Below are 10,557 nucleotides of genomic sequence, written 5' to 3' on the forward strand. Positions count from 1 at the left end.
ACAAGCATCAGAAAAAAAGTGCGCGCACGGGTGCGACGTTTTTTCCATGCCAGCTGTGCGCTTCAACCGCAGCGAAATTGCATGTACGCCCTTGATATTGGCGTGCTCACGTGCGTTCGTCGATCACATCCCGACGATATAAAAACAACACGGTGTGGTAACGAACAGATAAGGCTTCCGCTATCGACCAAACTGGATTCAATTACTGACAAGGAGCACGACCATGAAACGCCAAGCAAGCACTCGCGCCATCTTCCTCGCCGGCATGGTGTTCGCATCAAGCGCGTTTGCAGTTGGCACCGACATCAAGAAATGCGTCACCGAAGCCGGTCACGTTACCCTGACCGACGCCCTGTGCCCTGGCGACTCGCAAGCCGTGAAGATCATCAGCGCCCCGGACGAGGCCGAACCGCAGCGCCAGGCCGCCACGCAGTCGCGCGCGATCGCCACCGAACGCTTTGCCGCCACGCGCTTGCCGGCCCGTTACGCCACGCTCATCAAAAGCACCACGCCGGCACGCAGCCTGTCGCTCGACATGAGCACCCTGCGCGCGGCGCGGGCCAACATGCAATTATTCGACAATGCAAGCCAAACCTTGCGCTCGCAGCGCCTTGCCGGCCTGCAGTAACACCGGCGCAGCCAACACCGCACGGATTGCCCCGAACACTGTCCCCAACACTGTTGCCAACCTACGCGCAAATCGGGCATCGGGACCGCTTCAACGAGCGTACTATTTCGGTATTGCAGCAATGCGCGTGGGGTACCGAATGAAGCACGCTCAACCATGACGCGCGATTTGCCCGCTCCCACTGCGCCGCTGGCGCTAGCCGATGCACCTGCCGCCGCCAAGTCGGCTCGCTTGCGCTACGTGAACGACAGCAGCGCCGGCATCACGCTGCGCACGGCCAAGGATGTCCTCACCTGTTCGGGCACCGTTCTGGCCGCGCTCGCGCTGCGCGAGTTCGAGATATGGGATTCCGACACCCGGGCGAAGAAAAATATCGTGCGCCATCGAATCGGTGGCTGAGCGGCTCGGCAGCACGCCGTCGATCTGCCGCAAATGCTACGTGCATCCCGCCGTCATTGACGCTTATCTCGACGGCACCATCCTTGAAGCCTCGCGCGTGCGTACCGAGCAGGAACTGGTCGAGGACTTGCCGGCGCTGCAACCCGAGGAAGCGGCGGTCGTGGCCTTGCTCCAGCAACGCCTGCACAGCGCAATCCCGGCCGCGCCCAAGGCGTAGCGGCGCGCCACCAATATGGTGCAGCCGGTCCAGATAGCGATGCACGATTGAAACAGACGCGCTGGCTGGTGTGGTAGGCTGCTCGAATGTTAAATATTGACCAAGCTTGCGCCCGGCGCAAGCTGACGAGACTGTCTGGATAAACGCTTACACATGCCACCGATTAGCACTGAACTACAGGCGGAGATCGACCGCCTATGCGCCCTTGGCGACACCCACGCCGACAAGGACCGCTTTCCCGACGCCCTCGGCCTGTACTGGCAAGCCTGGGACTTGCTCCCGGAACCGAAAATCGATTGCGAGGCGGCTACCTGGATTCTGGCGGCGGTCGGCGACGCCAATTTCCTGGGCCGCGACTACGAAGCGGGCGTCGACAATCTGTCCACCGTCATGCATTGCCCTGGCGGTATCGGCATTCCTTTCCTGCACATGCGGCTCGGCCAGTGCCAGTTCGAACTAGGCGATTACGCGCGCGCCATCGATGAGCTCAACCGTGCCTTTGTGGGCGGCGGCGAAGACTTGTTCGACGACGAAGACCCGAAATACCTCGACTATCTCGATGCCAACGGGCCGCCGGAAACGGCGCGCAAGATCTGGCATTTCTGGCGCTGAGGGCGTCGCTCTTGCGCTCTGTCGGGACTTCAGCCGCAAACCGGCAATGCAACTGGTCGCACACGCCCGCCGCGCCGCTAGTGTTGCAAGGCGCCGATGTCATAGCCTGCGCTGGCATCGCGCGGGCGGCCGGCGAAGTCGATGCTTTCCGCATACTCGGGCGTGGCATGACCGACGGCGGGCGAGTCGGCACTCAGCTTCAGGCTGGGGTCGCTGCTGCGTGAATTGTCCAGAAACAAGGGCGCGGCGCTGACGGTGCCCGTGTGCGACAGCCCGTTTTGCAGGCGCCAGTCGTAGCGCGCGTTCTGGTACACCAGGTTGTTGCGGTAAGTATTGTTGCGTCCCGTTTGGCCCTGCTCCGAAATCCCCATTTTGTTATCGTAGACAATGTTGCTGTACACCGCCGTATGGTCGTTCGGCCCGGACGAATGGTAGTAATTGCCCCCGCCAATGATGATGCCCGTGTTCGACTGCGTCACCGTATTGTTGGTAATGATGACGTTATTCGCGTCATGCCACAGGTGGATGCCGCCTTCGGCCACGCGGTAGATTACATTGTTCTGGACCCGGCCCGACGTGCTGACATAAATTCCCTGTACGAAGCGGCAACCGGCGGGGCCAATATCGTGCACCAGGTTGGAAATGACGTCGCCCTTCACCCCGCCGTAATAGCTGTCGACCCCGATCGCTGCGCCGCCGGCATGCGTGCACGCGGCCGTCTGGGCGATATGGTGGACGTGGTTGTTGCGGATGGCCACGTAGGAGCCGCCGTTGTAAATGCCGTGCACCCATTTCTTGCCGCGCTGGTAGGCACTGCCATCGATCTCGAAACCGACGATATCGACATGGCTGCCCCGATTGTCCCACGCGGTCTTGTTGGGGGAGTTTTCTGACGGAATGATTTTCGCACCCCACTTTCTGGTCGACAGGAACAGAATGCGCGCGCCGGGTGCGCCGCTGGCATTGGTGCGAAAGCCGCCTTCATAGACGCCGGGGGCCACCAGGACCTTGCCGCCGGCGCGGCTGGCCTTTGCCGCGCGGATGAGCGACCTGAACGGGCGCTCGATGGTGCCGGGATTGCTGTCCGAGCCGGCCGGCGACACGTACAGCAACTGCAGCGAGCCTGCCGCTTGCGGATCCAGGCTTGCGCTTGCGCCCGCATCGTCGGTTAGCGGCGCTACACCGGATCCTTCTGGAAAATAGTTGCGCACCGTGAAGTCGACGGGAGCATCCTGAACGGCGTCGCTGTCCACCGCTTCGGTCACCGGTTCGCCTTCCGGCTGGTCGAGGGGCGCCGCTTCGGAATCGGATGATTCCAGCGTTGCCGCCACCACCGGCGCCGCATCGTTCACCGCTGGCGCACCGCCCTTGCCGCCGCCGCATGCGGTGAGCAGGGCGGGCAAACAAAACAGCATCAATATGTTTTTCATGACAAACTCCTGAAAGTGTGAGGCGTGGCCGGGCTTGCCGGGCGCGCGCCGTGCTGGTTAAGCGACAGGCGCGAGAATGCGCGGGCCCATGAGCCACAGGCTCGGGCAAGCTGTCGAAACGAGAAAAACCCCGGCCGCTGCGCACAGCAGCGTTGCCGGTCAGCGAAGAGTGCAACGTGGCGCCATGCCTGGGATGAGGACGCGTGAAACAAGGCGGCATGGCTGCCCAACCTTACTCTAGACAAGCGAGCAGGTCATTTAGTTCACCGAACACGGCTGTCGGGCATATTGCATCATCAAGGCGAGCCATCGCCATGGCCGCTCGCTTACCATCGTCCAATTTTCACACCAAGGCACCCATGCACGGGACGCTCGCCAATCCGATGTGGAGTTCACTGACGACAAGTCACGCTGGCTTCGCGCACGCGTGCGGCCCGCTGTTGCGATTCGCGCCCGATGTTGCGCCGTTTTGCGCCGTCGAGCATGCGGGCGCGGACCTTGGCGCGCTCGATTGCATGCACAGGGGCGAAATCGTGTATTTTTTGGGCGTCGCGCCGGCCCTTGCCGCGGGCTGGAAGCTCGAGAGCGCGTTCCAGGTACTGCAAATGGTCTACGACGCCAGGCGCGCCCCGGGCGCGCCGTGCCAAACGCCGGCCGTGGCGCTGGGCGAGGCCGATATTGGCGCCATGCTGGACTTGACCGCCCTTGCCTATCCTGAATTTTTTCGCCCACGCACGGCTGCGCTGGGGCACTACATCGGTGTGCACACGCCCCACGGGCTGGCGGCGATGGCCGGTCAGCGCCTGGCCAGCACCGGCTACCGCGAAATCAGCGCCGTCGTCACGCACCCGGCGCACCGCGGCATGGGCCACGCGGCCCACCTGATCCGGCAACTGAGCGGCATGATCCTGGCCGAAGGGCGAACCCCCTATCTGCACGTCAGCGCGAGCAACAAGCGCGCCTGGGCGCTGTACGAAAATCTCGGCTTCGTGCCCACGCGCGAACTGCACTCAGTCAAAATTCGGATCGCTTAGCCACTTCGCAGTGCCGGTGCGCAAACGGCCCACGATCACGGCACGGGGCAATAAGGAAGAATGTGCAGCAGCACTACATCGCCCCGGCGTTCAAGGCAGTTGAAAAGGAGCGATAGTACAGCAGCACTACATCGTCCTCTCGAACGAGGCTGTAGCAGAAGGGACGACGGCGCAGCAGCACAACATCGTCCTCGCGTACGCGAGGACGATGTTGTGCAGACTTTGAAACTCTCCATCACCCCAGGTCTGCCAGCTCCGTTTCGGTAAACCCGGCCTGGCGGCGCGCCTCGAAGTTAAAAGGGCCCTTCAATACCGGCGCTTCGTAGCGCGCGGCCAGGGTCGCATAGGCGGCGCGCGGCTCGAGGCCGCGTTGCTCGCACAGGTATCGATACCAGCGATTGCCGATTTCAACGTGCCCGATCTCGTCGGCAAATATGCGGTCCAGGATGACGGCAGCGGCCATATCGCCGGCCTGGGCCAGCTTGGCGCGCAGCGGCGGAATGGCATCGAGTCCGCGCGCCTCGAGCGTGCGCGGCACCAGCGCCATGCGGGCCAGGACGTCGCCCCGGGTTTTTTCGACCATCTCCCACAAGCTGTCATGCGCGGGAAAGTCGCCGTAGGCAAAGCCGAGCACCTGCAGGTGGGCTGTGAGCAGCGAAAAATGGATCGCCTCCTCTTTTGCCACGCGCAACCAGTCGGTGTAGTAGTCGGCGGGCATGTCCGGGAAGCGCCAGAGCGCATCGAGAGCCAGGTTGGTCGCGTTAAACTCGATGTGCGCGAGCGCGTGGACCAGCATTGCCCGCCCTTCTGCGGTGACCATCGAGCGCCGGCCGACCAGGCGCGGGGGCACCAGCAGCGGGCGCTCGGGACGGCCGGGAATGGTCCCGGCGGCGTCGATGGCGGCGCTGGCGTACAGATCCCAGCCTTCGCTGTTGTAGGCGGCGGCCATGGAGGCAATGGCCGCAGTCTTGGCGCCCGGGTCGCTCAACAGCAAGCATTGCAGCGCGCTTGCGCGCAGCTCGGGTAGTCCAGCCATCATGAAAGCCTGCGTAAAAAGGAAGGAGTGTACCAAATCCGCCCAGGGACACTCAGTCCAGCGTTTGGCGGAAACGGCGCAGCGCCACCATTGTTGCCAACAGCGCGAACAGGGCAATCGGCCAGACCTGGGGCAGGATCTCGGCCAGCGTATTACCCTTCAACATAATGCCTCGCACCACGCGCAGGAAGTGCGTGAGCGGCAGCGCTTCGCCGATGACCTGAGCCCAGGCAGGCATGCCGCGAAACGGAAACATGAAGCCCGTCAGCAGCATCGACGGCAGGAAGAAGAAAAACGTCAGCTGCATTGCCTGCAGCTGGTTGCGCGCGATGGTCGAGAACGTGAAGCCGATGGCCAGGTTGGCCGCAATGAACAGCACCAGCACCGCCGAGAGCAGCCACAGGCTGCCCACCACCGGCACGTCGAACAGCAGCACCGCCGCCGCCAGGATCACCGCCACCTGCACGTAGCCGATGCCGATGTACGGCACGATTTTGCCGACCATGACTTCCAGCGGCGAGACGGGCGTGGCCAGCAAGTTTTCCATGGTGCCGCGCTCGCGCTCGCGCGTCATGGCCAGCGCCGTCATCATCACCATCGTCATGGTCAGGATCACGCCCATCAGGCCAGGGACGATGTTGTAGCGCGTAAGGCCCTCCGGGTTGTAGCGGCGCTGGCTGCGAATCTCGTACGGCGCCTCCTGGGGCCGCAGGTGCGCCAGTGGCCCGGTCAGGTCGCGCCCGATCGCGCGCGCGGCAATGGCGTTCAGATTGGCCAGCGCATTGCCGGTGGCGGCCGGATCGGTGGCGTCGGCGGCCAGCAGCATCGCGGGCCGCTCGCCCCGCACCAGCTTGCGCGAAAAATCGGCCGGCACGATAAGGACGAACTGCACCTCGCCGCGCGCCAGCAGCGCGTCCCCTTCGGCCGAGCCGCCGATCTGGTGCGCGACGCGAAAGTACTGCGACGTTTCGAGCGCCGCAATGAAGCCGCGCGAAAACGTGCTGTGATCGGCGTCGTGCACCGCTAGCGGCAGCTTGCGCACGTCGCCATTGATGGCGAAGCCGAACAGGATCAGTTGCAGGATCGGGATCCCGACCATCATGCCGAACGTCAGGCGGTCGCGCCGCACCTGGCGCAGTTCTTTCAGCAGCACGGCGAGCAAACGCTGCCAGCTCATGGCCTGATCTCTTCCACATTGTCGCGCGCGTTCTGCATCAGCGCGATGAACACGTCTTCCAGGCTGGTGGGAATGGGCGAGGCATGCAGCGCGGAAAGCGCCGGTTGCGCCATCGCGTAAGCCATTGCCTGCGCGCTGTCGGCGCTGACATGCAGCGTGGCCCCAAAAGGCGCGACGGTACGGATTGACGGTGCGCTGCGCAGCAGCGTGGCGGCGTGGTTCAGGTCAGGACCGCTGACAGACCAGGTCAGCAAGGCCGCCCCGGCCACCACCTCGGCCACGCTGCCGCGCGCGAGCAGCTTGCCGTAGGCGATGTAGGCCAGCTGGTGGCAGCGCTCCGCTTCATCCATGTAGTGGGTCGAGACCAAGACCGTCATGCCGCCGGCGGCCAGGGTATGGATCTCGTCCCAGAAGTCGCGCCGCGCGGCCGGGTCGACGCCGGCGGTGGGTTCATCGAGCAGCAGCAATTGCGGATCATGGATCAGGCATGCGGCCAGCGCCAGGCGCTGTTTCCAGCCGCCCGACAGCGCGCCGGCCAGCTGCTTGCGCCGCGATTGCAGGCCAAGCCGTTCGAGCGTGGCGGTGATCCGTTCGCCGCGCCGGGGAACGCCGTACACGCGCGCAAAAAAATCCAGGTTCTCTTCAATGCTCAAGTCTTCGTACAGGCCGAACTTTTGCGTCATGTAGCCGACCTGGCGCTTGATCTGGCGCGCCTGGGTGCGGATGTCGTAGCCCAGGCAGGTGCCCTCGCCCGCGTCGGGCGTGAGCAGGCCGCACAGCATGCGGATAGTGGTGGTCTTGCCGCTGCCGTTCGGGCCCAGGAAGCCGTAGATGCGGCCGCGCTCAACGCGCATGTCGACATGGTCGACGACGATGCGCCCGTCATAGGACTTGGTCAGGCCGCGCACGTCGATGATGACGTCGCCGCTCACGGCAGCGACCCCTGCATCGGCCCCGGGGTGACTGTCAGCGGCTGGCCGGGATGGAGCATGCCCGCCTCTCTGACATCGGGCGTGGCCTCCGCCATGAAAACGAGCGTGGAGCGGTTTTCCTTGCTGTAGATGAGCGGCGACGTGAACTCCGCCTGCGGTGCGATAAAGCTGATGCGCGCCTTGATGGGCGCGGCGCAGCCGTCGCAGGCAATGGTGGCGCCCTGCCCCACCTTGAGCTGCCCGAGGCGCGCTTCAGGAATGAAAAAACGGGCCTTGATGTTGGCAGGCGGCAGAATGGCCAGCACGGGAGCGCCGGCGCTCACCCATTCGCCGACCCGGTAATAGACGTCACTGACCAGGCCTGCAGTGGGGAACGACTGCGCCTTTTGGTCCAGCCGCCATTGGGCCTGGGCCAGTTGCGCGCGCGCCGCTTCCACTTCCTTTTGGGCGGCGGTTACCTGGTCGCTGCGCGCGCTCGTTTGCGCGGTGCGCAGGCGCGCCGCAGCCTGCTCCACGCGAGCGCGGTCGGCGGCCACGGCGGCCGAACTTTGGTCGATCCGCGCGCGCGAAATGAAGCTTTCGTTGACCAGTTTGCGGTCGCGCTCCAGGTTGGCGCGCGAGAGCGCAAGCGCAGCTTCGGCGCCGTGCAGGTCCGCTGCAATGGCCGCCACTTCGTCGCTGCGCGCGCCCTTGCGCAAGTCCGCCAGCAAAGCCTCGGCGCGTTGCACGCGGCTTGCCGCTTCGAGCCGGGCGGCCGTTTCGCTGCCCTGCTCCAGTACGTACGCAGGTGCCCCGGCAATTGCGCTCTCGCCCGTCTTGACATGGACGCGCACCAGCGTGCCGGCCAGCGGCGCGCCGAGGCGTACGTATTCGCCTTCGGCATAGCCCGGGAAACTCGTCTCGACAGCCGGGCTGCAGGCGGAAGAGAGCGCGCACAGGGCAAGCGGGAACAGGGCAAACGGGAACAGCATTGACGGCAGTAATCGACGTCGCTTCATGGCGCCTCCTTAATGAGAGTGATGGCGCGCAGCGAAAGTTCAATCCGCTGCAGCAGCGCCTGCTCCGACAGCAAGGCAACATCGACCAGCGCGGCCATGCCGGCATCGATGGCGCCACTGCGTTCGGCGGCGTTGCCGGCAAGCATAGGCGCGATGACGCCACCCGCAATAAAAGGAAGCAACTGCTGCACGGGAAGGCCAATGATGTTGCCGTCGGCCTGGCCCTGGCGCACCAGCTTGAGCAGCACGTGCACGTGGCGCGGCGCATTGTTGCGCAGGAACGCGAGCGGAACCGGTTCACCGCGCGCCGCTTCGGCCAGCAGCATGCCCAGCATGGCCCGGTGCTTGAGCACAAAGCGGCCCAGCACGGTGATGGCGGCGCGCAGGCTGGCCACGGCGTCACCCCGGGCTGCGGTTTGCAACTGCAATTCAAGAAACATCCCCTCGTACATCTGATCGAGCAAGATGCGGATGAAGTTGTCCTTGTTTTTAAAGTGGTAATGGAACATGCCGAGGTTCACGCCGGCGTGTTCCACCAGTTTGCGAACGGACAGGCCGCCGCACCCGGTCTGGGGCAACAATGCCAGGCCGGAAGCGATCAGCTGCGCATCTACCTGTTTGGATGGGCGATTCATGCGGTTATTATACGCCCGTATAATAACCACCCATGCTGATTATTGCATCACTGCCGGTACTGGCTCGGTCCGATATCGATGTTGACAAGCACCTGCCCGTGGTCGGTCACATGCATGGGCTTGCGATCCATCGAATTGGCCGAGTCGATCACATGGTCGTTAAACAGGCGCACGTCCACCACCTTGCCGATGCGCTGCACATTGGCGTCGGCAAAGTGGTTGCTGACAAAAATATTGTCCAGGCTTTCGTAGTGACCGTTATGAATGTACGTGTAGTGGAAATTTTCCAGGCTTTTCCGCGCTTGCACGTCGCGGCAGTTTTGCAGGACTTGCTTCCAGCGGCGCAGCTTTTCATCCTGGGGCAAACCGCGGCGCGGCTCTTCGCCCAAAATCACGCTGCTGGTGACGGCGCTGTCGCTGTCGTTCAGGTCGCCAAGCACGCAGATCGGCACGGTCTCGTCGCGCGCCAGCATGTCGCTCAACAGCTGGCGCACGCCGCATGCTTCAATGCCGCGCCGAATCAGCGAGCGCACGCTGCCGCGCGCCAGTTCCGGCAAGTCGGCCTCGTCACGCCCGACGCCGCGCGCGAGGATGGGTCGCTTGGATTTCAAATGCAGTACCATTACGCAGAGCGTGAGCTGGTCGCCGAACGCAATCGTCGCCGTCAACACCCCGCGCGAAAAGCGCTCCATCGGGATGGCCACAGGTTCACTGTCCAGCGCGGCGCTGGTCGGGCGGTCGTCGAAAAACTGGAAGGGAGACGGCATGGCGTCGACCACGGCCGCTTCCTTGATCGGATACCGGCTCAGGATCGCATTGACCGGCAAGGCGCCGGTCGGATTGGCGACGAACAGATGCCAGTCCGACATCGGCGTGCCCGTCAGGCAGTCGCGCAGGGCGCGTTCCTCGAACACTTCTTGAAAGCCGATGATATCGGCGTTCATTTTCAGCAACTGGTTGCGGATCCATTCGGTCTTGAGGCGGTACTGCTCGGGCGTGAAGTGCGGATGCTTTTCGCCGTAGATTGGAATGCCGGCGGTGATGAGGTTTTCGGTGTTGAAGCTGGCTATTGATAATTTCATGAAGTCTTCCCTGGAGCGTGAGACAAGCCCGTGACAAGCACGGACTCCTCGATCATGGTTAAAGGGAGATTGCGCCACTTCGCACAGGTGTTGTACCGAACAATATGGCCTTTTTGTTCGGCGCAACGCGGGCTCCCTCGGTATCAACAGCATACCCTTTGCTATCTTAGGAAAGTAGCCCTTCAGATATTCCGGAACACACCCAGGCCAGCTTTGCCCGCAAGCCTGCTGGTCCCCCGTGCGCCAAGGGGCAACGCGCCCAGTGGTGCGCGCTCTGCGCACAAAGCGCGCTGTCAAGCTCCCCCTGTGTCAGACTACTTGTCGGGTGTGTTTTTTGAAAAAATTATGTCCTGATCTTGGTTGTTGTGGTGGAATTT

General features: G+C 63.5%; 12 protein-coding genes. 5 read left to right on the forward strand and 7 right to left on the reverse strand.

Translation table 11 applies throughout. From position 1 onward, the window contains the following. Positions 1 to 223: 223 nt before the first annotated feature. From ACP7BV_RS19640 to ACP7BV_RS19655, 4 genes are all read left to right on the forward strand, one after another. Positions 224 to 628, forward strand: coding sequence for a DUF4124 domain-containing protein (locus ACP7BV_RS19640; RefSeq protein ID WP_426106193.1), 405 nt, complete (start codon positions 224 to 226; stop codon positions 626 to 628). A 156-nt stretch (positions 629 to 784) separates the two neighbouring features. Further along, positions 785 to 1,027, forward strand: coding sequence for a hypothetical protein (locus tag ACP7BV_RS19645; protein WP_426106195.1), 243 nt, complete (start codon positions 785 to 787; stop codon positions 1,025 to 1,027). Next, complete coding sequence (locus ACP7BV_RS19650) at positions 1,020 to 1,244, forward strand: hypothetical protein (RefSeq protein ID WP_426106196.1); 225 nt, start codon at positions 1,020 to 1,022, stop codon at positions 1,242 to 1,244. The genes ACP7BV_RS19645 and ACP7BV_RS19650 overlap by 8 nt, the downstream gene beginning before the upstream one ends. A gap of 153 nt (positions 1,245 to 1,397) precedes the next feature. Next, a complete protein-coding gene (locus ACP7BV_RS19655; RefSeq protein ID WP_426106198.1) occupies positions 1,398 to 1,856 on the forward strand; it encodes a tetratricopeptide repeat protein in 459 nt (152 codons plus the stop codon). Between the two features lie 77 nt (positions 1,857 to 1,933). On the opposite strand, the gene ACP7BV_RS19660 is transcribed toward ACP7BV_RS19655, so the two are convergent. Next, entirely contained in the window at positions 1,934 to 3,286 is a 1,353-nt protein-coding gene (locus ACP7BV_RS19660; protein WP_426106199.1) for a right-handed parallel beta-helix repeat-containing protein, read from the reverse strand. A 314-nt stretch (positions 3,287 to 3,600) separates the two neighbouring features. On the opposite strand from ACP7BV_RS19660, the gene ACP7BV_RS19665 reads away from it, so the two are divergent. Continuing rightward, positions 3,601 to 4,320, forward strand: a complete 720-nt coding sequence (locus tag ACP7BV_RS19665) for a GNAT family N-acetyltransferase (RefSeq protein WP_426106201.1) — start codon at positions 3,601 to 3,603, stop codon at positions 4,318 to 4,320. A 235-nt stretch (positions 4,321 to 4,555) separates the two neighbouring features. Here the strand turns inward: ACP7BV_RS19665 and ACP7BV_RS19670 are convergent, their stop codons facing one another. Genes ACP7BV_RS19670 through ACP7BV_RS19695 form a run of 6 tightly spaced genes read right to left on the reverse strand, consistent with a single transcriptional unit; the run spans position 4,556 to position 10,180 of the window. Continuing rightward, positions 4,556 to 5,356 carry a ferritin-like domain-containing protein gene (locus tag ACP7BV_RS19670; protein ID WP_426106213.1) on the reverse strand — a complete coding sequence of 267 codons (801 nt, stop codon included), beginning with the start codon at positions 5,354 to 5,356 and terminating at the stop codon, positions 4,556 to 4,558. Between the two features lie 52 nt (positions 5,357 to 5,408). Next, on the reverse strand, positions 5,409 to 6,533 hold the full coding sequence (locus ACP7BV_RS19675) for an ABC transporter permease (RefSeq protein WP_426106202.1): 1,125 nt from the start codon (positions 6,531 to 6,533) through the stop codon (positions 5,409 to 5,411). After that, the gene (locus ACP7BV_RS19680; protein WP_426106203.1) at positions 6,530 to 7,465 is read right to left on the reverse strand and encodes an ABC transporter ATP-binding protein; all 936 of its coding nucleotides are present in this window, start codon (positions 7,463 to 7,465) and stop codon (positions 6,530 to 6,532) included. Before ACP7BV_RS19680 ends, ACP7BV_RS19675 begins: the two co-directional genes overlap by 4 nt. Continuing rightward, the gene (locus ACP7BV_RS19685) at positions 7,462 to 8,463 is read right to left on the reverse strand and encodes an HlyD family secretion protein (RefSeq protein WP_426106204.1); all 1,002 of its coding nucleotides are present in this window, start codon (positions 8,461 to 8,463) and stop codon (positions 7,462 to 7,464) included. Before ACP7BV_RS19685 ends, ACP7BV_RS19680 begins: the two co-directional genes overlap by 4 nt. Continuing rightward, a complete protein-coding gene (locus ACP7BV_RS19690) occupies positions 8,460 to 9,098 on the reverse strand; it encodes a TetR/AcrR family transcriptional regulator (protein WP_426106206.1) in 639 nt (212 codons plus the stop codon). The genes ACP7BV_RS19685 and ACP7BV_RS19690 overlap by 4 nt, the downstream gene beginning before the upstream one ends. Positions 9,099 to 9,145: 47 nt before the next feature. Beyond that, positions 9,146 to 10,180, reverse strand: a complete 1,035-nt coding sequence (locus ACP7BV_RS19695) for an endonuclease/exonuclease/phosphatase family protein (protein ID WP_426106207.1) — start codon at positions 10,178 to 10,180, stop codon at positions 9,146 to 9,148. Positions 10,181 to 10,557 lie beyond the last annotated feature (377 nt).

This window comes from Massilia sp. TSP1-1-2, from assembly GCF_049896185.1.
Taxonomy (GTDB): Bacteria; Pseudomonadota; Gammaproteobacteria; order Burkholderiales; family Burkholderiaceae_D; genus Telluria_A.

What these genes read in the sequence shown, in the direction of transcription:
- ACP7BV_RS19640 (WP_426106193.1), top strand. Translation starts at nt 224, where the DNA reads ATGAAACGCCAAGCAAGCACTCGCGCCATCTTCCTCGCCGGCATGGTG.
- ACP7BV_RS19645 (WP_426106195.1), top strand. Translation starts at nt 785, where the DNA reads ATGACGCGCGATTTGCCCGCTCCCACTGCGCCGCTGGCGCTAGCCGAT.
- ACP7BV_RS19655 (WP_426106198.1), top strand. Translation starts at nt 1,398, where the DNA reads ATGCCACCGATTAGCACTGAACTACAGGCGGAGATCGACCGCCTATGC.
- ACP7BV_RS19660 (WP_426106199.1), bottom strand. Translation starts at nt 3,286, where the DNA reads ATGAAAAACATATTGATGCTGTTTTGTTTGCCCGCCCTGCTCACCGCA.
- ACP7BV_RS19665 (WP_426106201.1), top strand. Translation starts at nt 3,601, where the DNA reads ATGGCCGCTCGCTTACCATCGTCCAATTTTCACACCAAGGCACCCATG.
- ACP7BV_RS19670 (WP_426106213.1), bottom strand. Translation starts at nt 5,356, where the DNA reads ATGGCTGGACTACCCGAGCTGCGCGCAAGCGCGCTGCAATGCTTGCTG.
- ACP7BV_RS19675 (WP_426106202.1), bottom strand. Translation starts at nt 6,533, where the DNA reads ATGAGCTGGCAGCGTTTGCTCGCCGTGCTGCTGAAAGAACTGCGCCAG.
- ACP7BV_RS19685 (WP_426106204.1), bottom strand. Translation starts at nt 8,463, where the DNA reads ATGAAGCGACGTCGATTACTGCCGTCAATGCTGTTCCCGTTTGCCCTG.
- ACP7BV_RS19690 (WP_426106206.1), bottom strand. Translation starts at nt 9,098, where the DNA reads ATGAATCGCCCATCCAAACAGGTAGATGCGCAGCTGATCGCTTCCGGC.
- ACP7BV_RS19695 (WP_426106207.1), bottom strand. Translation starts at nt 10,180, where the DNA reads ATGAAATTATCAATAGCCAGCTTCAACACCGAAAACCTCATCACCGCC.